Annotated in this window: 20 protein-coding genes and 2 pseudogenes; 11 read left to right on the top strand and 11 right to left on the bottom strand. The window is 70.2% G+C overall.

Going from position 1 to position 21,746, the window contains the following annotated elements; translation table 11 throughout:
* Positions 1–5 precede the first annotated feature (5 nt).
* The 4 genes from IDM45_RS13575 to fabG are packed head-to-tail and all read left to right on the top strand — an operon-like array spanning position 6 to position 3,191.
* Positions 6–1,196 (top strand): beta-ketoacyl-[acyl-carrier-protein] synthase family protein, encoded by a 1,191-nt coding sequence (locus IDM45_RS13575; RefSeq protein ID WP_408631661.1) that lies wholly within the window; start codon positions 6–8, stop codon positions 1,194–1,196.
* On the top strand, positions 1,193–1,996 hold the full coding sequence (locus IDM45_RS13570; protein ID WP_209423329.1) for a beta-ketoacyl synthase chain length factor: 804 nt from the start codon (positions 1,193–1,195) through the stop codon (positions 1,994–1,996). The genes IDM45_RS13575 and IDM45_RS13570 overlap by 4 nt, the downstream gene beginning before the upstream one ends.
* On the top strand, positions 1,990–2,454 hold the full coding sequence (locus IDM45_RS13565; protein WP_209423328.1) for a hydroxymyristoyl-ACP dehydratase: 465 nt from the start codon (positions 1,990–1,992) through the stop codon (positions 2,452–2,454). The genes IDM45_RS13570 and IDM45_RS13565 overlap by 7 nt, the downstream gene beginning before the upstream one ends.
* On the top strand, positions 2,451–3,191 hold the full coding sequence (gene fabG / locus IDM45_RS13560) for a 3-oxoacyl-ACP reductase FabG (protein WP_209423327.1): 741 nt from the start codon (positions 2,451–2,453) through the stop codon (positions 3,189–3,191). The genes IDM45_RS13565 and fabG overlap by 4 nt, the downstream gene beginning before the upstream one ends.
* Positions 3,192–3,242: 51 nt before the next feature.
* Here fabG and IDM45_RS13555 read toward each other — a convergent pair whose 3' ends face one another.
* The 8 genes from IDM45_RS13555 to IDM45_RS13520 all read right to left on the bottom strand — a co-directional run bounded on the left by IDM45_RS13555 (position 3,243) and on the right by IDM45_RS13520 (position 10,946).
* Complete coding sequence (locus tag IDM45_RS13555; RefSeq protein WP_209423326.1) at positions 3,243–4,436, bottom strand: cation:proton antiporter; 1,194 nt, start codon at positions 4,434–4,436, stop codon at positions 3,243–3,245.
* Entirely contained in the window at positions 4,433–5,203 is a 771-nt protein-coding gene (locus IDM45_RS13550) for a class I SAM-dependent methyltransferase (protein WP_232653906.1), read from the bottom strand. The genes IDM45_RS13555 and IDM45_RS13550 overlap by 4 nt, the downstream gene beginning before the upstream one ends.
* Positions 5,200–5,982: a glycosyltransferase family 2 protein gene (locus IDM45_RS13545; protein ID WP_209423325.1), complete on the bottom strand. Its 783-nt coding sequence runs from the start codon at positions 5,980–5,982 to the stop codon at positions 5,200–5,202. The genes IDM45_RS13550 and IDM45_RS13545 overlap by 4 nt, the downstream gene beginning before the upstream one ends.
* Positions 5,979–6,764 carry a lysophospholipid acyltransferase family protein gene (locus IDM45_RS13540; protein ID WP_209423324.1) on the bottom strand — a complete coding sequence of 262 codons (786 nt, stop codon included), beginning with the start codon at positions 6,762–6,764 and terminating at the stop codon, positions 5,979–5,981. The genes IDM45_RS13545 and IDM45_RS13540 overlap by 4 nt, the downstream gene beginning before the upstream one ends.
* Complete coding sequence (locus IDM45_RS13535; RefSeq protein ID WP_209423323.1) at positions 6,739–8,085, bottom strand: NAD(P)/FAD-dependent oxidoreductase; 1,347 nt, start codon at positions 8,083–8,085, stop codon at positions 6,739–6,741. Before IDM45_RS13535 ends, IDM45_RS13540 begins: the two co-directional genes overlap by 26 nt.
* Positions 8,086–8,163: 78 nt before the next feature.
* Positions 8,164–9,441, bottom strand: coding sequence for a TRAP transporter large permease (locus IDM45_RS13530; protein ID WP_209423322.1), 1,278 nt, complete (start codon positions 9,439–9,441; stop codon positions 8,164–8,166).
* Positions 9,438–9,953, bottom strand: a complete 516-nt coding sequence (locus tag IDM45_RS13525) for a TRAP transporter small permease (RefSeq protein ID WP_209423321.1) — start codon at positions 9,951–9,953, stop codon at positions 9,438–9,440. The genes IDM45_RS13530 and IDM45_RS13525 overlap by 4 nt, the downstream gene beginning before the upstream one ends.
* Positions 9,954–9,968: 15 nt before the next feature.
* The gene (locus IDM45_RS13520; protein ID WP_209423320.1) at positions 9,969–10,946 is read right to left on the bottom strand and encodes a TRAP transporter substrate-binding protein; all 978 of its coding nucleotides are present in this window, start codon (positions 10,944–10,946) and stop codon (positions 9,969–9,971) included.
* A 214-nt stretch (positions 10,947–11,160) separates the two neighbouring features.
* Here IDM45_RS13520 and IDM45_RS13515 point away from each other — a divergent pair, with 214 nt between their 5' ends.
* Positions 11,161–12,111: a hypothetical protein gene (locus IDM45_RS13515; RefSeq protein ID WP_209423319.1), complete on the top strand. Its 951-nt coding sequence runs from the start codon at positions 11,161–11,163 to the stop codon at positions 12,109–12,111.
* 144 nt (positions 12,112–12,255) lie between these two features.
* Here IDM45_RS13515 and IDM45_RS13510 read toward each other — a convergent pair whose 3' ends face one another.
* Together IDM45_RS13510 and IDM45_RS13505 are read right to left on the bottom strand one after the other, a co-directional pair.
* Positions 12,256–12,684 (bottom strand): hemerythrin domain-containing protein, encoded by a 429-nt coding sequence (locus IDM45_RS13510; protein WP_209423318.1) that lies wholly within the window; start codon positions 12,682–12,684, stop codon positions 12,256–12,258.
* Between the two features lie 92 nt (positions 12,685–12,776).
* The gene (locus tag IDM45_RS13505; RefSeq protein ID WP_209423317.1) at positions 12,777–15,080 is read right to left on the bottom strand and encodes a nitric-oxide reductase large subunit; all 2,304 of its coding nucleotides are present in this window, start codon (positions 15,078–15,080) and stop codon (positions 12,777–12,779) included.
* Between the two features lie 204 nt (positions 15,081–15,284).
* Here IDM45_RS13505 and norR point away from each other — a divergent pair, with 204 nt between their 5' ends.
* The 3 genes from norR (at position 15,285) to IDM45_RS13490 (ending at position 19,494) form a co-directional block, all read left to right on the top strand.
* The gene (gene norR / locus IDM45_RS13500; RefSeq protein ID WP_408631662.1) at positions 15,285–16,892 is read left to right on the top strand and encodes a nitric oxide reductase transcriptional regulator NorR; all 1,608 of its coding nucleotides are present in this window, start codon (positions 15,285–15,287) and stop codon (positions 16,890–16,892) included.
* Between the two features lie 203 nt (positions 16,893–17,095).
* Positions 17,096–19,027: a methyl-accepting chemotaxis protein gene (locus IDM45_RS13495; RefSeq protein WP_209423316.1), complete on the top strand. Its 1,932-nt coding sequence runs from the start codon at positions 17,096–17,098 to the stop codon at positions 19,025–19,027.
* A gap of 8 nt (positions 19,028–19,035) precedes the next feature.
* Positions 19,036–19,494 carry a PaaI family thioesterase gene (locus tag IDM45_RS13490; protein ID WP_232653907.1) on the top strand — a complete coding sequence of 153 codons (459 nt, stop codon included), beginning with the start codon at positions 19,036–19,038 and terminating at the stop codon, positions 19,492–19,494.
* A gap of 88 nt (positions 19,495–19,582) precedes the next feature.
* Here the strand turns inward: IDM45_RS13490 and IDM45_RS13485 are convergent.
* A pseudogene (locus tag IDM45_RS13485) lies at positions 19,583–19,825 on the bottom strand (acyl-CoA dehydrogenase family protein); the annotation flags it as partial.
* Here IDM45_RS13485 and IDM45_RS13480 point away from each other — a divergent pair.
* The 3 genes and pseudogenes from IDM45_RS13480 to IDM45_RS13470 all read left to right on the top strand — a co-directional run.
* Positions 19,814–19,939 (top strand): annotated as a pseudogene (locus tag IDM45_RS13480) (steroid 3-ketoacyl-CoA thiolase); the annotation flags it as partial. The pseudogenes IDM45_RS13485 and IDM45_RS13480 sit on opposite strands and share 12 nt — an antisense overlap.
* A gap of 64 nt (positions 19,940–20,003) precedes the next feature.
* Positions 20,004–20,522: an SDR family NAD(P)-dependent oxidoreductase gene (locus tag IDM45_RS13475; RefSeq protein ID WP_209423314.1), complete on the top strand. Its 519-nt coding sequence runs from the start codon at positions 20,004–20,006 to the stop codon at positions 20,520–20,522.
* Between the two features lie 93 nt (positions 20,523–20,615).
* Positions 20,616–21,728 carry a CaiB/BaiF CoA transferase family protein gene (locus tag IDM45_RS13470; RefSeq protein ID WP_209423313.1) on the top strand — a complete coding sequence of 371 codons (1,113 nt, stop codon included), beginning with the start codon at positions 20,616–20,618 and terminating at the stop codon, positions 21,726–21,728.
* Positions 21,729–21,746: the final 18 nt, after the last annotated feature.

The raw sequence follows: 21,746 nt of genomic DNA, 5'->3' as shown, positions 1-21,746 counted from the left end.
TCCACGTGTCTCCCCTGCTTCTTTCCGCCACCACGCTGACGACCTGTCTCGGAAGAGGCCTTGCCGTGCATGCCGAGGCGCTGCGCACCGGCCAATCGGGCCTGCGCCCCTGCGATTTCGAAACGGTGCAGCTGGACACCTGGATCGGCGAGGTGGAAGGCGTTGACGCCGCCGCACTGCCTGCCAGCCTGCACGAGTACGACTGCCGCAACAACCGCCTGGCCCTGGCGGGCCTGGAGGCCGACGGCTTCGTCGAGCGCGTGCGTGCCGCCGTGCAGCGCTACGGCAGCCGGCGTGTGGGCGTGTTCCTGGGCACCAGCACCTCGGGCATCCTGGAAACCGAGCTGGCCTACCGTGCCCGCGACGCAGCCACCGGCGCGCTGCCTGCCTCCCTGCGCTATGCCACCGCGCACTGCCCCTTTTCCGTCACCGACTTCGTGCGCCAGTACCTGGGGCTGGAGGGTGTGGCGCTGACCATCTCCACGGCCTGTTCGTCCAGCGCCAAGGTGTTTGCCGCCGCCGCGCGGCAGATGGCCCTGGGCACCATCGACGCGGCCGTGGTCGGCGGGGTGGACAGCCTGTGCCTGACGACGCTGTACGGCTTCGCTTCGCTGCAGCTCACCTCCACGCAGCCCGCGCGGCCCTACGACGCGCGGCGCGATGGCATCTCCATCGGCGAAGCGGCGGCGTTCGCGCTGCTGGAGCGTGCCGACGCGGCGCAGGGCGGCGGCGTCTGGCTGTTGGGCACGGGCGAATCCAGCGACGCCCACCACATGTCCGCTCCCCACCCCGAGGGCCTGGGCGCACGCCTGGCGATGGAGGCGGCGCTGCGCTCGGCCGGCCTCGCGCCGCAGCAGGTGGACTACGTGAACCTGCACGGCACGGCCACTCCCGCCAACGACGCAGCCGAAGGATTGGCCATGGCGGCGCTGTTCGGCGCCGGCGTGCCCTGCAGCTCGACCAAGGGCGCGACCGGCCACACGCTGGGCGCCGCCGGCGCGGTGGAGGCGGTGATCGCCGCGCTGGCGCTCACGCACGGCTGGATTCCCGGCAGCCCCGGCACGCAGGTGCTCGATGAGGCGCTGGCGCTCGACTACCGCCTCGCGGTCAGCGCGGCGCCGCTGCGCACGGTGCTCAGCAACTCCTTCGGCTTTGGCGGCAGCAACTGTGCGCTGGTATTGGGGGCGCGGCCATGAACCGAGTATTGACGGCCTGGATCGACGGCATCGGCCTGATCGCGCCCGGCCTGCCCGACTGGCCCAGTGCCGCCGCCGTGCTCTGCGGGGCGCAGCCCTGGCGCAGCGAGCCTTCGGTGCTGCCCGCTGCCGCCCTGCTGCCGCCCGCCGAGCGCCGCCGCGCCAGCCGCGTGATCCGCCTGGCGCTGGCGCTGGGCCAGCAGGCCGCCGCGCAGGCGGGCGCCGACCTCGCGCAGCTGGCCACCGTGTTCGCCGCCTCCGGCGCCGACGGTCACAACTGCCATGCGCTGTGCGAACAGCTGGCGGGCGACGACCGGCAGATCTCGCCCACGCGTTTCCACAACTCGGTGCACAACGCCGCCGCCGGCTACTGGGGCATCGCCACGCGCAGCATGGCGCCCTGCCAGGTGATCTGCGCCTACGACGGCAGCCTGGGTGCCGGCCTGATGGATGCGCTGGCGCAGGTGGCGCTCGACGGCCGCTCCGTGCTGCTGGTCTGCTATGACAGCGAGTACCCCGAGCCGCTGCACGCCAAGCGCCCCCTGCCCGACGCGGCGGGCATGGCCTGGCTGCTGGCGCCCCGGCGCTCCGGCGCATCGCTGGCGCAGATCAGCGTGACGCCCGGCGGGCAGGGCGCGCCCACGCGCATGCAGGAGGGGGCGCTGGAAGCGCTGCGCGCGCAATTCCCCTCGCTGCGCGCGCTGCCCGCGCTGGATGCGCTGGCCCGCCGCAGCACCGCCGACGTGGCGCTCGACTACCTGCCCGGCCACAGCCTGGGCCTGCGCTTGCAGCCATGCTGAGACCCGACCTGCTTCCCGACCACGCCTGGATCGCGGCCCATATTCCGCACCAGGGCGGAATGTGCCTGCTCGACCGCGTGCTCGCCTGGGACGCGCAGCACATCCGCTGCAGCGCTACCAGCCACCGCAGCCCCGCCAACCCGCTGCGCGAGCAGGGCCGCCTGGGCGCGGCCAACGCCGTCGAATATGCGGCCCAGGCCATGGCCGTGCATGGCGCGCTGCTGGCGGGTGCGGGCCGGCCGCTGGGCGCGGGCTACTTGGCCAGCGTGCGCGGCGTGCGCCTGCATGCCGAGCGCATCGACGACATGGCGGACGACCTGCAGGTCGAGGCCACGCGGCTTTCGGGCGACGACGCCGTCATCCTCTACGCATTCACCGTTGGCACCGCCGGCCGCTGCCTCGCCGAAGGGCGCGCATCGGTCGTGCTGGACGCCGCTTCCTTTTCCGCCACGCCATGAACACCCCTGCATCCCCTGCGCGCCGCGCGCTCGTCACCGGCGGCAGTGGCGGCCTGGGCGCCGCCATCTGCGAGCGCCTGGCCGCCTCGGGCCTGCACGTCATCGTGCACGCCAACCAGGGCCTGGCGCGGGCGCAGGCGCTGGCCGCGCAGCTGCAGGCCGGCGGCGCCAGCGCCGAGGCCGTGGCCTTCGACGTCACCGACCGGCCGGCGTGCGCAAGCGCTCTTGAAAGGCTGCTGGAAGAGGGCCCCATCCAGGTGCTGGTGAACAACGCCGGCATCCACGACGATGCGGTGTTCGCCGGTATGTCGGGCGCGCAATGGGATCGCGTGCTGGACGTGTCGCTGAACGGCTTCTTCAACGTCACGCAGCCGCTGACGCTGCCCATGCTGCGCACGCGCTGGGGACGCATCGTCAATGTCTCGTCCGTCACCGCCGTGGCGGGCAACCGGGGCCAAGTGAACTATGCCGCCGCCAAGGGCGGGCTGCATGCCGCCAGCCGCTCGCTGGCGCTGGAGCTGGCCAGCCGCGGCGTGACGGTGAACGTCGTGGCGCCCGGCATCATCGACAGCGGCATGGCCGAGGGCCAGTTCGGCGCGGACGCGCTGCGCCAGATGGTGCCCATGCAGCGCGCCGGCCGGCCCGCCGAGGTGGCGGATCTGGTGGACTTCCTCGTGTCCGAGCGCGCGGCCTACATCACGGGGCAGGTGATTTCCATCAACGGCGGCATGGCGTAGGGGGCTTGAGGCCAAATCGGCCTCCAGCGCTTATCCAGCAAGCGCAAGCAGCTATGATTTTCGATGCTGACGCCAGCGCGCCAGCTTCGGCTCCACGATTGGTATGGTCACCATGGTGCTGGCCACCGCCATCAGCAGCAGCGCGGTGAAGGTGGCGCTGGTGATGATCTGCCGGTCCAGCAGCACGTTGGCGAAGATGATCATGATGAGTGCCTTGGTCTGCAGCAGCCAGCCGATCATGCTGGCTTCGCCCGGGCGCCAGCCCAGCACCCGGCCCGCCAGGTGAACGCCGAGCAGCTTGCCGGCGACGGCGGCTGCCAGCAGCCAGGCCGCGGCCAGCACCACGTCCAGGCCGCCCATGCTCCAGCCGGTGCGCAGGCCGGTCGAGAGGAAGAACACCGGCATCAGCGTCAGCAGCACGTGGTGGCGCAGCAAGTCCATCTGTTGCTGGTTGAACCATTCGGCGTCGAGTACGGCGCCGGCCAGGAAGGCGCCGACCATGAAGTGCAGGCCGGCCCAGTCGGCACCGAGCGCGCACAGCGCCAGCCACACCAACGCCAGGTACCAGCGGTCCTGCTCGGGCACGCGGCGCATGAGCCGGCGGCACAACCAGGCCGCCAGGCCAAAGGCCAGCAGGAACAGCGCCTGCCGGCCTACACGCTCCCAGTCCATGACGATCAGCGCCAGCACGCCCCAGATGGCGATGTCGTCCAGGCTGGCGTAGCGCAGGATGCGCTGGCCCAGGGGGTCGCGCAGGATGTCCAGCTTTTCCAGCAGCAGGATCAGGATCGGCAGCGCCGTCACCGCGCAGGCCATGCCCATGCCGAGCACGAACTGCCAGGGCCGGGCCTCGGGCGTGAGCCAGCCTGGCCAGTGCAGCATGGCCAGGGCCGCGCCGCAGCCCAGCAGCATGGGCGTGCCCAGCGCCAGGCCGGCGGTGATGCCGCTCTCGCGCCGGTGCTGCCAGGCGGCTTTCAAGTCCAGCTCGATGCCGGCGATCATCACGAACAGCGTCACGGCCCACCAGGCCAGGCCGTTGAGGGCGTGGCTCACCTCGGGGGTGAACACGGCGTTGTAATAGTCCGGGTACCAGTGGCCCAGCACCCCGGGGCCGAGCACGATGCCCAGCAGGATCTGCACCACCACCAGCGGCGCCCAGCGGTCGGTGCGGCCCAGGCGCCAGATCAGCCAGGGGACGGTGAAGATGATGAGCAGCGCGATCAGGAAGCGCTCGGCGGTGCTCACGGCTGCGCCCGCGTGCCGGTGTATTCGCGGAAGATGCCCAGCGTCACGCCGCAGCGCACGTCCTGGAAGCCGGCGCGGCGCAGCGCGTCCAGCACGGTGTCCGGGTCTACCGCCGCCTCGATGGTGTCACCGTAATAGGCCCACAGCCGCTTGACGTCGGTGTGGCGGCCGCTGAGGCGCGCCATCAGCGGCACCATGGCGCCGATGTGCAGTTTCAGCAGTATGCGGCCCAGCCAGCTCGCGGGCCGACTGATTTCCATGATGCAGGCCTTGCCGCCGGGCTTGAGCACGCGCAGGTATTCGGCGAAGGCCTTGTCCATGTCGCCCACATGCCGCAGCGCGTAGCCCATCGACAAAAAGTCCACCTGCGCGTCGGGCAGCGGGATGGCCTCGGCATAGGCCTCGACGGTCTCGCAGCTGAGCTTGCGGCGCAGCTCGGCCAGCATGCCGGGCGACGGGTCTAGCGCCACGACGCGGCCCTGCGGACCGGCCAGCGCCAGCGCCTCGGCGGTGACGAGGCCGGTGCCCGCTGCCACGTCGAGCACATGCATGCCGGGCTTGAGGCCTTCGCGGCGCAGCACCTCGCGCCGGTACCAGCTACCGCTGCCCAGGGCCGTCAGCGCCTCGGCTCTGTCGTAGCCCGTGGCGGCCTCGTTGAACATGACCTGGGTCACCCGGCGCCGCTCGGCCTCGTCCGAAAAATAGGCCTTCAGGTGCGCGTCGCCGCTTTTCATGGCGCTCTGGGCGCGGGGTCTCGGTTCGGTCATGGTCTTTTCTCTGGTGGCCGCAGACGGCGCCAGGCCAGCAGGGGCAGGCGCAGTACGAAGCCCAGGAACAGGCGCGTGTGCATCCAGGTCAGCAGGGTGTTGTCGCGCAGATAGCGAAAGTGCGAGACGCCGCCTTCGCTGGCGTCCAGGTAGCGCACGGGCGCGTCCAGGTTCACCGGCGGCACTCCTGCCCAGCACAGCCGCACCACGGCCTCGGGGTCGAAATCGAAGCGGCGCATGAAGCGCTGGCCGCGCATGACCTGCATCAGCGGCGCGATGGGATAGACGCGAAAGCCATAGAGCGAGTCGCCAATGCCCGCCCACAGGGTCTCCAGGTTGGCCCAGGCGTTGGACACCTTGCGCCCGTTGACGCGCAGGGCCGGCGCTTCCGGGCCGAACACCGGCTTGCCCAGCACCATGGCAGCGGGCTGCGCCTGCGAGGTGGCCATGAACGCCGGGATGCGGTCGGCCGGGTGCTGGCCGTCCGAGTCCATGGTCAGCGCGTGCGTGAAGCCGGCTGCCCGCGCCTGGCGAATGCCTTCGAGCACGGCGGCGCCCTTGCCCTGGTTCACGGCCTGCACGATCACGCGCAGGCCCGGGTCTTGCCCGGCCATCTCGCGCAGCCACGCGTCGCTGCCGTCGGTGCTGCCGTCCACGACCACCCACACCGGGTTCCAGTGGCGCCGCGCCGCGCGGACGGTGTCGACGACGGTGCGCCCCGGGTTGTAGCTGGGGATCAGCACCAGGTGCGTGCTGGAGGCGGCAGGGGGCGTATTCATGGAGTCGGGTGGGCCAGTTCGGTGCGGAAATGCTGCTCCAGCGCCCGGGTGAAGGCGACGTGATCGGCCGCCGGCTCGAAGCGCCCGCCCAGCCGCGCCGTGCAGCGCAGCGGCAGCACGGGCGGCCTCCACAAGGGCCAGTGCTTGCCCAGGTAGGGCGTGGAGAACTCCAGCAGTACGGTCTGCACCGGCACCTGGGCGCGCCGGGCCAGCAGGCCCAGCGTCCGTCCGAACGGGTCCAGCGGGAAGTGCTGCGTGCGCGAGCCTTCCGGAAACAGCACCACCTGCGCGCCTTCGGCCAGGCTGTGACAGCTATGCCTCACCAGCTGCAGGGCGTCGTCGTTGCGCACGTAGCGCGCCATCCGTGCGGCGGCGCCGAACAGGATGTTGTCCAGCAGGCTGGCCTTCATGATGCACACGGCGTTGGGCAGGCGCGAGACCAGCAGCACCGCGTCCAGCAGCGACGGGTGGTTGGCGGCGATGATCAGCGCGCGCTCGTGGCGCAGCGCATCCAGCTCCGACAGATCGAACCGGCAGGCGCACAGCAGCGACAGTACGCCCAGGTAGAAGCGGAAGGCCAGCGTGATGACCCGGCGCCCCAGCCACTGCGCCTGCGCGCGTGGCACGATGGGGTGCAGCACGGCCGCGAACGGCAGCCACACCAGGCACAGCAGCGCCAGGGTGCCCAGGCCGATGCACATGGCCAGGCGCTCATACAGGTGCCACAGCGCGCGCACCAGGCCCCTGCGCTGCAGGTCAGGGCTGGTACTGCGCTGCGTCATCGACCGGGCGGATGTTCCAGCGCCGCTTTCTCCAGGCCATGAAGGCGCGGCGCGGCTGCAGGACGTTGGCCGAGTAGTACAGCGCCTTGAACACCAGCAGCGAGCGCCAGATGGGCGTCTTGCCGAAGATGTCGCCCGCCAGCACCGACAGCAGCGCTTCCTTCACGCGAAAGACGTTCTTCGGGTACATGAAGAAGTCGCGCATGATGGGGTTGGTCATGCGGTAGATGAACCAGGAAAAGTGGCGCGGCCCGTGGCGCATGACGCGGTCGAAGCGGCGCAGCGCGGCCGGGGCGGCCGCCGGGTCGCGCAGGCAGGCGTCCACGGTGTCGGCGCCGACCACGCCGCTGTTCATGGCCAGCCAGACGCCGGAGGAAAACACCGGGTCCACGAAGGCGTAGGCGTCGCCCAGCATCAGGTAGTTGGCGCCGTGGTTGCGGCTGGCGGAATAGGAGAAGTTACCGGTCGCCTCCACGGGCGTCATGCGCTCGGCGTGCGCCAGCCGCTCCTGCAGCGCCGGGCAGGTGGCGATGTTGTCCATCAGGAAGCGCTCCAGGCTGCGGCCGGCGCGTGTCTTCATGTGGTGCGGCCAGGTCACCATGCCGACGCTGGTGGTGTCGTTGCTCATGGGGATGAACCAGAACCAGCCGTGCTCGAACCAGAAGATGGAAATGTTGCCCTCGGCCAGGCCCTCGTGCCGCCGCGCGTGGGCGAAGTGCGCGTACACCGCCGAGCTGTTGTGGTCCGGGTTGCGCTGCTTGATGCGAAAGCGGTTGGCCAGGAAGGTGTCGCGGCCCGAGGCATCGACCAGGAAGCGCGCATGCCAGCGCCGCTGCGTGCCGTCGCCGTGTTTGGCGTCGACCTGCACGCTGCCGTCGTCGGCGAAGCTCACGCCGGTGGCCTTGCTGCCCTGGTGCACCTGAGCGCCGCGGCGCTCGGCGTTCTTCAGCAGCAGCGTGTCGAACTCCGCGCGCTTGACCTGGTAGGCGTGCGGCATGGACTTGTCCCAGGCGTCGGCGAACACGAAGGTCTGCGTGTGCGCATGGTGCGGCGAGATGAATTCCGCGCCCGCCTTGTGCATGCCGATGGCGCGCATCTCCTCGGCCACGCCCAGGCGCTCGAACAGCGGCAGGTTGGCCGGCAGCAGCGACTCGCCGATGTGAAAGCGCGGGTGGCGGTCCTTGTCCAGCACCACCACCTTGTAGCCACGCTCGACCAGCAGGGCGGACACCGTGGAGCCCGCCGGCCCGCCACCGACCACCAGCACGTCGCAATGCTCTTCTTCGATGGGGTGCGACGGGCTTTCAGAAACTGCGTTCATGGGAGTGTGGGCTCCTGGGAAAACGGGGAGTCGATCATACGTGCGGCGGGCGCTGGCGCAGGCCGCGCCCAGGCACCGTTACTTCGCGGCGACGACGGCCGGCAGCCACGTCGACAGCCCCGGCACGGCGGCGATCAGCACCAGCACCGCGATCACCGCCAGCAGGAAGGGCAGCGTGGCCCGAAACAGCTCGCCCATGCCGATGCGTGCCTGCATCATCGCCACGTACAGGCCCGGCCCGACCGGCGGCGTGACCAGGCCGACCACGGTGACCACGCTGCAGACCACGCCGAAGTGGATGGGGTCGATGCCCAGCCGGTTCACTACCGGCATCAAAAGCGGCACCACCATGATCAGCACGCTGATGCTCTCCAGGAACATGCCCAGCACCAGCAGCAGCGCGGTGACCAGCAGCAGGAAGCCGAGCGGCGAGGTGGACCACGCCGCCATGCGCTGCACCAGCGCGTCCGGCACGCCCTGGAAGGACAGCACCCAGGTGAGCACCGAAGCGGCGGCGATCAGCGCGGTGATGGCGGCCGTGCCGGTGGCCACGTTCAGCAAGATGGCGCCCAGGTCGCGCAGGCGGATCTCGCGGTAGGCCAGTCCCAGGGCCAGGGCGATCATGGACGCCACCGCGCCCGACTCGGTGGGCGTCATGACGCCCAGCATGATGCCGGCGATCACCATCAGCGGGATCATGAGCGGAAACAGGCCCTGGCGCAGTACCAGCAAGCGCGAGCAGCTCCTGTTTTGATAGCTTTTCGGAAAGCCTGCGCCCCACAGCCCGTGCAGGAAGATGACCAGCGCCAGCGCCGCCACGATCAGCAGCCCGGGCACGATGCCGGCGATGAACAGCGGCCCGATGGGCTGCACGGCGACCACGCCATAGATGATCATCAGCATGGACGGCGGGATGATGGGGCCGAGCAGCCCGGCCGAGACCGTGACCGCACCGGCGAACGCGCGGTCGTAGCCGGCGCGCTCCATGGCCGGCATCATGGTCTTGCTCATCACGCCGATCTGCGCCATGGCCGAGCCCAGGATGGACGCGGCCATGGCGTTGGTCACCAGATTGGCATAGGCCATGCCGCCGCGTACGCCGCCCGTCAGCAGCTCGGCCAGGGCGATCAGGCGCCGCGTCAGGCCGGCCTGGTTCATGATCTCGCCGACCAGCAGGAACAGCGGGATGGCCAGCAGGCTGTTGATCTCCAGTGCGCCGTAGAACTGGATGGGGATGGACTGCAGCAGCACGCCCAGGTCGTTGCTGGCCATGAAGGCGATGACCGCCGCCAGGATGGCGCCGACGATGGGCAGGCCCGCGAACAGCAGGCCGAGAAAGACGATCAGCGCGATCACGTGCGCACCGCGCCTTCAACCGTGCGCGCCCCGGGCCGCAGCGGGCCCAGCAGCACCGCCATCTGGTGCCAGGCCATCAGCGCGAAGGCCACGGGAAAGGCGCTGTAGCTGTACCAGCGCGGCACGCGGGTGGTGGCGCCCAGCTCCAGGCGCACGTCCGCGCGGCTCACCCACTGCCAGCCCAGCCAGGCGAGGTACGCCAGCAGCGCCAGCATCAGCGCCGCCAGCAGCGTCTGCACGATGCGCCTGGGCAGCCCGGGCAGCAGGCCGGCGAGGACGTCGATGGCCACCAGCTGCCTGGCACGCACCAGCAGCGACATGCCCACCAGCGTGATGAACACCAGCAGCTGCACCGAGATCTCCTCGGCCCAGAACAGCGGGGCGCTGAAGCAATAGCGCAGCACGACCTGCGCCATCATGATGGCCGCCAGCGCGCCGGTGAGAGCGATCGCCAGCAGCGCTTCGAGCCGCGCCAGGCGCGCGTCGACGGCCTCTACCAGGACGAGCAGCATGGCCTGCGGTGCGCCTCAGAGCCCCTGGACCTGGCGGTAGAAGTCACCGATCAGCGGGTTCTTCGCGATGTATTTGTCGCGCACTTGCCCGCCCATCTTGCGAAAGCTCTCGATGTCGGCATCGACCACCTTGGCGCCATCGGCGCGGGCCTTGGCCAGGTTGCCGGCGTCGGCCTCGATGGCCGCGCGCCAGCCCCACTGCTCGGCGCCCCGGACGGCCTGCTCGATGGTGCTGCGCTCGGCCTGGCCCAGCTGGTCCCACCACTTCTTGGACGCCACGATGACCGCCGGAAAGGCCATGTGCCCGGTCAGCGTCAGGTTCGGCGCCTGATGGTGGAATTTCATGCCGACCAGCGCGTCCAGATCCACATCCACCGCGTCCAGCAGCCGGGTGACCAGCGACGGCCCGATCTCCGACAGCGTCATGGCCGTGGGCGCGGCGCCGTTGGCCGTCCACCAGTCGTTGTAGATCGGGCTGGGAAAGGAGCGCAGCTTCTTGCCGGCCAGGTCGCGCGCGCTGGCCACCGGCTGCACCGACAGCACGTGGCGCATGCCGGCAAAGGCATAGCCTAAGCCGACCAGGCCATGCTGGTCCAGGCGCTTGAGCATCTCCTGCGCCGCCGGCGTGGCCGCGGCCCGGCTGGCGTGCGCCACGTCCTTGAAGGCATAGGGCAGCGACCAGCCCAGCAGCGACTCCTCGCGGTTGGACAGCGCACCCACGGTGAACACCCCAAGCTGCTGCGCGCCGGACTGCATCAGCTGGATCATCTGCGCCTCGTTGCCCAGCTTCTGCAGCGGGCTGACGGCGACCTTTGTCTTGCCGCCCGAGGCGTGCTCCAGGTCGGTCGCGATTTTCTCGGACACCTGGTGCCACACGTGCGAGGGCGGCGTGATGTGGCCGAGCTTGAGCGTCTCGGCGCGGGCGAAGGAGGCACTGGCGAGCAGCAGGGCGGCGACGGCGGCGCGCCCGAAGGCTTGGGTCAGGGATGGCATGGATTGGAGGGCAGGCTTGGCGGAGAAAAAGGACGCGGCGAGCAGGTGTGTGCACGAAAAAGCAGCCGCGCCGGACGATGCTGGAGCAAAGCGCCGGGGCTGGCCACCCCGGGCGTACACCGACCGGTGCCGGACTGCCGCGCCACGTGGCGCGGCATGATACGCAAGGGCTTTGCCACTGTTTTTATAATCAGTGTTTTGCGCGCAACAGCCCATGCCGCCACCCCCACTCGCCCGCCAACACCGCACCCGCCTGATGGCCATCTGGCGCTCGGCCGGCTGGCCGTGCCAAGACGGACTGGAGATCGACCTGCTGGCCGCCGGCCTGCTGGAGCGCCAGACCAGCGCCGCCGGCCATACGCTGCTGCGCGTGACCGATGCCGGCATCGCCTGGCTGGCCGAGGCGCGCCGTGCCGGGCAGCGGCGCATCAGCCTGCACGACCGCATGGCGCTGGCCTTTGCGCGCCAGCAACTGCTGCCGGCTGGGCGCATCGTCTGGCGCGAGCTGTCGCTGCGTGCGGCACTGGCGCCCGATGAAGAACTGGCGCCCGGTGGCGCGGTCGCGGCGCCGGCCCTGCCGCCAGGCGCCGAGGCGGCAGGGCAAGCAAGGGCACCGGGCGCACCACCGCCCCCGGCCCCACAGCCATCTGCAGCGCTGCTGCCCACGCTGTGGGACGAGCAGGAACTGCCCGCGCCGCCCGCCCGCCGCGCCGCCCGCATCTGGCGCGTGGCCCGGCCCGATCTGTTTTCGATTCGCAACACCAGCGTGGCGGCCTACCTGCGGCCCATGGTGCATGAGGTCAAGGCCAGCCGCGCCGATTTGCTGTCCGACTTGCGCCACGCCGCCAAGCGCCGCGCCTACCAGTGGCTGTGCGAGGAGTGCCACTACGTCCTGCCCGCCGGCATTGCCCAGCCGCAGGAGCTGCCGCCCGAGTTCGGCGTCTGGCTGATGCACGGCACGCCCGATGAGGACGGCCAGGGCGCACGCTTCGAGCTGGCGCGCCCCGCGCGGCACGTGCGCTGCACGCTGCCGTTCGATGTCTGGATGGCGCTGTGCAGGGCGACACCCCTAGCGCCCGGGGGCGAGCCGGCGCAAAGCCGGCTGGGCGCGCTCGGGGATGGGCTGTCCGAGCCGGACAGCGAGCGCCCGGACGCCGGCGGGTGAACAAAAAAAGCCGGCCTGTGAAAGCCGGCTGTAAAAGCAAGGTGCCCCTATGCCCTTGCCGATGGAATATGCGAGTGTTTTTGGCCTCCAGCCCTTGTTCAGCAAGCGCTGGCAGCTATCAAAAATGATTCGCCCGGTGCAGCATCAGCGCAGCGCCAGCGCCTCCTCGGCCTCGATGCGCGGGTAGAAGTCGCGGTCTTCGCGGCGCATCCGGTCATAGACGCTGCGCAGCTCGACGTTGGCCTCGGCGCGAAAGCCCTCGGGGTCGGCGGCGATGCGCTCGGCGGTGTTCCAGCGCCGCACGAACAGCATGAAGCGGCTGGCGATCTCGCCCATCTCCTGCTGGAACTGCGCGCCCAGGCGTGCCAGCTCGGCATTGCTGCCGGCCTGCAGCGCCGGATACAGCATCCGGTCTTCCACCGCCAGGTGCAGGCGGATGGTCGAGCTGATGGCGACGATGCCTCGGGCGATCTGCGCGGCCTGCTCGACCGGGCCGGCGTGGCTCAGGGTGCGCAGCTTGTCGATCTGCGCCAGGATGTCGATGTGCTCGTGCTTGAAGCGGTCGATGTTCATGGCAATTCAGCAGGAAGTGGGCGGGATGGGCGCAGCACCTTGCTACACGGCTGGTATCGCTGTGCGGCAGGGGCTGCGCCCGGTGCGGCCCCTCAGCGGGCGCCTGCCAGGCGGGTGCCGCCGGTAGCCTCGCCGGCGCGTGCGCCGAACAGCACGGCGCTGACCACCTGCCAGGTCACGCACAGCGCGCCGGTGATGAACACCACGTCGCCGAAGGTGCGCACCCAGCGCAGCGTGACCAGGAAGGGCTGCTGCATGAACTCCTCGCTGCGGGCGTACCACAGGCCTTCGCTGACGCTGGCGTGGAACTGGAACAGGCCGATGGGCAGCAGGCTGGTGGCGATCATCAGCACCAGGCCGGCGTTCAGCCACCAAAAGCCCGTCTTCATCAGCCGCTCGTTGAGCACCACCTCGGGCCGCACATAGCGCAGCACCAGCAGCACGAACCCGAGGGCCAGGAAGCCGTAGACCCCGAACAGCGCGGCGTGGGCGTGTACCGGCGTGGTGTTCAGGCCCTGGATGTAGTACAGCGACACGGGCGGATTGATCATGAAGCCGAAGACGCCCGCGCCCAGCATGTTCCAGAAGGCCACGGCGACGAAGCACATCACGGGCCACTTCAGGCGGCGCATCCACTCGGCCTTGTGCTGCATGCTCCAGTGCTCCCAGGCCTCATGGCCCAGCACGACGAGCGGCACCACTTCCAGCGCGCTGAACGAGGCGCCGACGGCCATGACCGGCGTGGTCGTGCCCGAGAAATACAGGTGGTGGAAGGTGCCGGGCACGCCGCCCAGCATGAACAGCGACGCCGAGGCCAGGCTGGCAGCCGTGGCCATGCGGTACGACACCAGGCCCAGGGTCGAGAAAATGAAGGCCAGCGCGGTGGTGGCAAAGACCTCGAAGAAGCCCTCCACCCACAGGTGGACGACCCACCAGCGCCAGTACTCCATGACCGAGATGTGCGTGCGCTCGCCGTAGAACAGGCCGGCGCCGTAGAACAGGCCGATGCACACCACCGAGGAGGTCAGCAGGGCCAGCAGGTTCTTGTCCTGGCCGTTGGGCCTGAACAGCGCGGGGAAGATGGCGCGCGCCATCAGCACCAGCCAGAACACGATGCCGGCGAACTTGCCGATCTGCCACAGGCGGCCCATATCGACATATTCATAGCCCTGGTGGCCCAGCCAGAAGTTCAGCTCGGGCGGCAGCACCTGGGCAATGGCCAGATACGTGCCGACGAAGGTGCCGCCGGTGACCACGACCAGCGCCCAGAACAGGATGTCCACGCCGATCTTCTGGAACTTCGGATCCTTGCCGCCATTGATGACCGGCGCCAGGAACAATCCCGCCGCCAGAAAGCCCGTGGCGATCCAGAACAGCGCGGCCTGCAGGTGCCAGGTGCGCACCAGCGAGTAGGGGAACCACCTGGAGATCTCCAGGCCGTAGAACTGCTGGCCTTCCACGGTGTAGTGCGCCGTGACGCCGCCCAGCAGCACCTGTACGGTGAACAGCACCACCACCAGGAACAGATACTTGCCCAGGCCGCGCTGCGAGGGCGTCAGCGCCACGCGGGTCAGCGGATCGTGCGCGGGGATCTTGGGCGCATCGTCATCCTGCTTGCGCAGGAAGGCCCAGCCCCAGACCAGAAAGCCCACGCCGGCCATCATGACGACCACGCTGATGATCGACCACATGATGTTCTCGCCGGTGGGCTGGTTGCCTATCAGCGGCTCATGCGGCCAGTTGTTGGTGTAGGTGGCGCCAGTGCCGCCGTGGTCGGCCGGGCGCTCGGTCGAAGCCACCCACGAAGTCCAGAAGAAGAAACCCATCATCTGCGCGCGCCGCTCGGCGCTGGGCAGGGTGTTTTCCTTCATGGCGAAGTGCTCGCGCGTCTTTTGCAGAGCCGGGGCGTCGCCAAACAGCTGGTCGTAGTACTTGGCGACCTGCTCCACGGCCTGGGCGCGGATGGGCGAAATCGTCGCCGTGTCCGTCACCTTGTCGTAGGTGTTGCTGCGGTACTCCTTCTTCAGCCGGGCCTTCAGCGCCGCCTGGGCATCGCCGTCGAGCTTGTCGAACGGCTTGCCGTACAGCTCCTGCGCCGACAGCTCCAGCCAGGCCAGCAGCTCGCGGTGCAGCCAGTCGGCCGTCCAGTCGGGCGCCTGGTAGGCGCCGTGGCCGAAGACCGAGCCCAGCTGCATCCCGCCAATGGACTGCCAGGCGCTCTGGCCGTCCAGGATGCTGTCCTCGGTGTAGAGCGGCTCGTTGCTGCCGGCGACCAGCACCTTGGCCGGTATCGGCGGTGCCGTGCGATAGACCTCCACGCCGTAATAACCCAGCAGGCTGAAGGTCACGATCAACACGCCTATCAGCGTGTACCAGTACTTCGCGTACTTACCCATGAAGGGCCTCCATCATCGTGAGGTTGTGGATCGAGAAAGAAACGGAAACTTTTGCAATGGCTTTGCGACGCAAAACACGAACCGCAAACGTTGCCTGTCCTTTGCAAGGCCCGTACCAGCTTGGCAGCAACCAAGAATCAAGGGTTTGCACGGGTATGGGTAAAATTGACCATCGCTAAAAATGGTAAAAAGGACTATAAAAAGGTGAATACAACCGTATTCGAGGCCTCCGCAGCAGTGGCGGAGGACGCGCTGCTGGCGCTGTGTACCGACCTGGGGGCCGAGCTGCCGCAGGCCGTGCGCCTGCAGCGCCTGGTGGATTTGCTGCGCGCGCAGTTCGGCTGCGGCGCGGTGGCGCTGCTGCGCCTGGAGGACGAGCGGCTGCGCCCGGTGGCCGTGAACGGCCTGGTCAGCGACGCCCTGGGCCGGCGCTTTGCCGTGGCCCAGCACCCGCGCCTGGCGGCCATCCTGGCGCGCCACGAGGTGACCTGCTTCGAGCACGACAGCCAGCTGCCCGACCCCTACGACGGTCTGCTCGACACCCTGGTCGGCGAGCCGCTGCCGGTACACGACTGCATGGGCGTGGCGCTGCACGTCGAGGGCCGGCCCTGGGGCGTGCTGACGCTGGACGCGCTGGTCACCGGCACGTTCAGCGCGGCGGCGCGCGCGCGGCTGGCGCGCAGCGTGCCGCTGGTCGAGGCGGTGCTACGCGTGGCGCGGCTGGAGCAGGAGCTGCGCACCCTGCGCATGGCTGCCACCACGCCCGGCGCCGGGCTGGCGGGCGATGCCGGCGGCCTGGCGCGCGGCGGCGGCGAGGTCGAGATCGTCGGCGAAAGCCCGGCGCTGGCGCGGCTGCTGCACGAGCTGCAGGTGGTGGCCGCCTCCGAGCTGCCGGTACTGCTGCTGGGCGAGACCGGCGTCGGCAAAGAGCTGTTCGCGCGGCTGCTGCACCAGCGCTCGGCACGGCGCAGCAGGCCGCTGGTTCACGTCAACTGCGCGGCGCTGCCCGAGTCGCTGGCCGAGAGCGAGCTGTTCGGCCACGTGCGCGGGGCGTTCTCCGGCGCGGTGAGCGACCGGCCCGGGCGCTTCGAGGCCGCCGAGGGCGGCACGCTGTTTCTGGACGAGGTGGGCGAGTTGCCGCTGTCGGTGCAGGCCAAGCTCTTGCGCACGCTGCAAAACGGCGAGATCCAGCGCTTGGGCGCCGACCGGCCCAAGAGCGTCGATGTGCGCGTGGTGGCGGCGACCAACCGCAACCTGCGCGAGCAAGTCGCCAGCGGGGCGTTTCGCGCCGACCTGTACCACCGCCTGTCGGTCTATCCGGTGCCGATCCCGCCGCTGCGCGAGCGCGGCAACGACGTGCTGCTGCTGGCCGGGCGCTTTCTGGAGTTGAACCGCGCGCGCCTGGGCCTGCGCAGCCTGCGCCTGTCACCCGAGGCGCAGGCGGCGCTGCGCCGCTATCCCTGGCCGGGCAATGTGCGCGAACTGGAGCACGTCATCAGCCGCGCCGCGCTCAAGGCGCTGAGCCGCGGGGCGGATGCCACGGCCATCGTCACGCTGGAGGCCGGGCTGCTCGACCTGGAGGCGCTGCACAGCCCGGCGCCGCCCGGCTTGCCCCTGCCGGGCGCTGCCTCGGTGGCGGCGCCCGCCCTGGCCGCCGCCACGCTGCGCGACGCCGTGGACGACTGCCAGCGCCGCGCCGTCATGGCCGCGCTGGCGCGCGAGGGCGGCAACTGGGCCGGCGCGGCGCGTGCGCTGGACGTCGATGCCAGCAATCTGCACAAGCTGGCGCGGCGGCTGGGGTTGAAGCATTGAGCGCATCCGGCACCTGGGCGGCTTCCTGTCCCGGCATTAAGGGTAAAAAATCCCTGTAGCCTTTGCCCATCAAGCGTTGATAGCTATCAAAAGATGAGTTATCAGGTGAAGCACGTCTGGCCGAATCTGCGGACGGGACGTGACAATGCCAGCATTCCAGGCCCGCAGCCACCGTCCACGCCCCAGAGTTCAGAAAGATTGCCATGCCCCTGCTGTCCCGTCTCAAGCTGCTGCATAAATTCGGCATCCTGGCGCTGGTGGGCCTGCTCACCAGCGCCCTGCCCATCTGGCTGCACGTCGGCGATGCGCTGCGCACCATCGGCCACGCACGCCAGCAGGCCAGCGGCGCCGCGCCCCTGGCGGCGCTGAGCCGGGTGGTGCAGGAGATGCAAAAACACCGTGGCCTGTCCGCCGGCATGTTGGGCGGCGATACCAATCTGGAGCAGCGCCGTCCGGCAGTGCGCGATGCCATCAACCAGGCCATGCAGGAGGTGGCCCGGCAACTGTCGGCCAGCACGCCGGCCCAGGGTCAGGTTGGCGCCTGGCAGCAGGTGCAGCAGACCTGGCAGCAGCTCGAAGCCGGCGTGGCCGGGCGCCAACTCGCGCAGGCGCAGAGCACGGCGCAGCACACGGCGCTGGTGACGCGCCTGTTTGCCATCAGCGAGGAGTTGCAATACGCCTACGGCCTGCAGGCCGAGGCCGACCCGGCGCTGGCGGCGCTGATCCAGGCCGCCGTGGTGCAGACGCCGCGCCTGGGCGAGACGCTGGGCGTCACGCGCGCCATGGGCAGCGGCTTTCTGTCCTCGCGCGAGCTGCCCGAGCAGGCACGGGGCCGGCTGCAGGCGCTGCACCAGCGCGGCCAGGAGCAGCAGGTCGAGGCTTTCCGCAGCTTCGGGCGCGCCAGCCAGGCCAATGCCGCGTTGCGCCAGGGCCTGGAAGCGCCCGCGCAGGCTGCCCGCGCCCAGGTCGATCAGGCGCTGCAGCTGGTGCTGCGCGAAGTCATCGAGGCGCCGGCGCTGCAGTATTCGCCGACGCAATACTTCGACGCCTTCACGCGCACCATCGACGGGCTGTACGCCCTCAACGCCCAGGCCATGCAGGCGCTGGACGCGCAGCTGAACCAGCGCATCACCTATTTGCAGACCGTGCTGGCGCTGCAGGGCGGGGTGCTGGCGCTGGTGCTGCTGGGCGGCGGCGTGCTGACGCTGCTGTTCGTGCGCTCCATCGCCCGGCCGCTGACCCAGGCCATGGAGCTGGCGCACGCCGTGGCGCAGGGCGATCTGGCCGGCCCGCCGATCGCCCACGGCAACGACGAGGTCGGGCGCCTGGTGCAGGCGCTGGTGCAGATGCGCGCCGCACTGGCGCAGGTGGTGGCGCGCGTGCGCGCCAGCGCCGACGGCCTGGCCAGCGCCAGCAGCGAGATTGCCCACGGCAACCAGGATCTGTCGGCGCGCACCGAAAGCCAGGCCAGCGCGCTGCAGCAGACCGCCTCGGCCATGGAGCAGATGACCGCCACCGTGCAGCACAACGCCGACAGCGCCGCCCAGGCCAGCCAGTTGACCGGCGAGGCCAGCGCCGTGGCGCGCCAGGGCGGCGAGGTGGTGGCGCAGGTGGTCAGCACCATGGCCGGCATCCACGCCTCGTCCGGGCGCATCGCCGACATCATCGGCGTGATCGACTCGATCGCCTTCCAGACCAACATCCTGGCGCTCAACGCGGCTGTCGAGGCCGCGCGCGCCGGCGAGTCCGGGCGCGGCTTTGCCGTGGTCGCCGGCGAGGTGCGCAGCCTGGCGCAGCGCAGCGCCCAGGCCGCGCGCGAAATCAAGGAGCTGATCTCCGAGAGCGTGCGCAGCGTCGAGCAGGGCAACGACCAGGTCGAGCGCGCCGGCGCCACCATGCAGCAGGTGGTGCAGGCGGTGCAGCGGGTCAGCGCCATCGTGGGCGAGATCAGCTCGGCCAGCCGCGAGCAGGCCCAGGGCGTGGCCCAGGTCGGCGAGGCGGTCGTCCACATGGATCGCTCGACCCAGCAAAACGCCGCCCTGGTCGAGCAGATGGCGGCGGCGGCGGCCAACCTGGACAGCCAGGCGCGCGAGCTGGCGCAGGCGGTGGCGGTGTTTCGGCTGCAGGGGCGATGATGGCGCCCATGCAGCATCCATCCGACACTCCAGCCCCATCCTGCGACAACCCATTCGCCGGCGAGCCTGCCGGCGTGCTGTTCGGCCTGCCCATGCCCATGGCCGGCGCGCTGGCGCTGCGCGGCGAGTGCATCGGCGCCGACCGCGCCCAGGTGCGCATGGCCTTCCAGCCGCAGTTCGGCAACAGCCGTCTGCAGGCGCACGGCGGCGCCATCGCCGCGCTGCTGGACTGCGCACTGGCCTCGGCGGTGCGTGCGCACGACCCGGCGGGCCACGGCGTGGCCACCATCGACCTGACGCTGCATTTCGTGGCCACCGCCAGCGGCGACCTGATCGCCAGCGCGCACTGTGAGCGGCGCGGGCGCTCCATCAGCTTTGCCCGTGGCGAGGTGCGCGCCGAGGACGGCACGCTGGTGGCGCTGGCCACCGGCACCTTCAAGCTGCTGCCGCGCCAGCCGGTGCCATGAGCCTGGACGCGCCGCGATGCGGCGGCGCGCTCACAGCGCTCACAGCGTGCGGGCGATGATTTCCTTCATGATTTCGTCGCTGCCGCCATAGATGCGGCCCACGCGCCTTGGCCTCGGCCAGTTTGAAGCGGGTGTTCTGGAGCTCGAACACGCTCTGGCCGAAGGCCTTGCGTTCGCGCGTGTAGTCGATGGTCTTTTGCAGAAAGGTTTCGATGGAGGCGGCGGCGCGCACGGCCACCACCAGGCGCTCCTGCGCCAGCTCTTGCATCAGGTACTGGAAGCCCTGGTTCTCCTGGCCCAGAAGATTGCCCACCGGCACGCGCCGGGCATCCGCTTGATGACCACCATGCTGCACGCGCTCGAAGACAACGGCCAGCGCTTTGGCCTGCAGTCCATGTGCGAGGCCGGCGGCATGGCCAACGCCACCATCATCGAGCGCCTCTGATTCCTCTCTCTCTTGCTTCCTCCCTCTGGGGAAGGAGGCAACACCAAAAACGCCAGGAAACACCATGAAACTGCAACAGGGAATGACCGCTATCGTCACCGGCGGGGTCTCGGGCCTGGGCCAGGCCTGCGCGGAGCAACTGCTTGCGCGCGGCCTGCAAGTCGTCGCCGTCGATCTGAACGCCGAGCGCGGCGCGGCCATGGAGCAGCAACACCCGGGCCAGCTGCGCGAGCGCGGCGCCTGCGTGCTCACCGCCTCGGTGGCCGGCTACGAAGGGCAGATCGGGCAGATCCCCTACGCCTCGTCCAAGGCCGGCGTGATCGGCATGACGCTGGTGGCGGCGCGCGACCTGGCCACCCGACTGATCCGCGTATGCACCATTGCCCCGGGCCTGTTCGAGACGCCGCTGCTGATGCGCCTGCCCGAGAGCGTGCGCCAGTCGCTGGGTGCCTCGGTGCCCCATCCCTCGCGCCTGGGCCAGCCGCACGAGTTCGCCATGACGGCGCTGCACATCCTGGAAAATCCCATGCTCAACGGCGAGACCATCCGCCTCGATGGCGCCATCCGGATGCAGCCGCGCTGAAAGACTGCCCAGCGGCTGCGCCGGGCGATACTGCGCAGCCCGCACCCGCCCGGGTGTTGACCCCTGTGCAACCCCAACCATGAAGGAGAACCCATGAAAGTGCTGGACAGCGTGCGCGTGCTGGAAATTGGCGGCCTGGGGCCGGGGCCGTTCTGTGCCATGCACCTGGCCGACCTGGGCGCGGACGTGATCTCGCTGGTGCGCCGCCCCGAGGGCCAGGCCATCACCTCGGCGCTGCTCAATCGGGGCAAGCGCTCGGTCTTCGTCGATCTCAAGGACGGCGCCGACCGCGAGCTGGTACTCAAGCTGGTGGCCGAAGCCGATGTGCTGATCGAGGGGATGCGTCCCGGCGTCATGGAGCGCCTGGGCCTGGGGCCGACCGAGTGCCACGCCGTCAACCCGCGCCTGGTCTATGGCCGCATGACCGGCTGGGGCCAGGACGGCCCGCTGGCGCCGCGCGCCGGGCACGACACCAACTACGCCGCTGTGGCCGGCGCGCTGTGGGGCTGCAGCCCGGCGGACGCGCGCCCAGTCTCGCCCTTTGCCGTACTGGGCGACATCGGCGGCGGCGCGCTGTACCTGATGACCGGGCTGCTGGCCGGCATCGTGCAGGCGCGCGCGAGCGGGCGCGGCACGGTGGTCGATGCGGCCATCGTCGATGGCGCGGCGCACATGCTCAACCTGATGCTCAGCGCGCGCGCCGCCGGGCTGCTGGGCGACGAGCGCGGCCAGAGCATCCACGACAGCTCGCCCTTCTACGACACCTACGTCTGCGCCGATGGCAGGCACATCACCGTGGGCGCCATCGAGCCGCAGTTCTACGCCCTGCTGCTGCAGACCCTGGGCCTGCAGGAAGACGCCGACTTTGCCGGCCACCAGTGGGACAAGGCCGCCTGGCCCCGGCGCCGCGCCCGCTTGGCCGCGCTGTTCCTGGGCCAGCCGCGCGCGCACTGGCAGGCGCTGCTGGAGCCCACCGATGCCTGCTTCGGCGCCGTGCTCAGCCCGGTCGAGGCGGCGCAGCACCCGCACCTGCGCGCGCGCGGCACCTATGCCGAGCCAGGCGGCGTCCTGCAGGCTGCGCCGGCACCGCGCTTCGATGGCGCGGCCTATGCCATCCAGGATGCCTGCGAGGCCGGCGCGCATACGCAGCAGGTGCGCGAGCAGCTCGGCAGCGGCGGCGCTGGCGCCGTGTGGCGCACTATTTGAGGTCAAATCGGCCCCAAA

Source organism: Melaminivora jejuensis (genome assembly GCF_017811175.1).
In the GTDB taxonomy this organism is placed as follows: domain Bacteria; phylum Pseudomonadota; class Gammaproteobacteria; order Burkholderiales; family Burkholderiaceae_C; genus Melaminivora; species Melaminivora jejuensis.
This window is presented reverse-complemented; position numbering and strand designations above follow the sequence as displayed.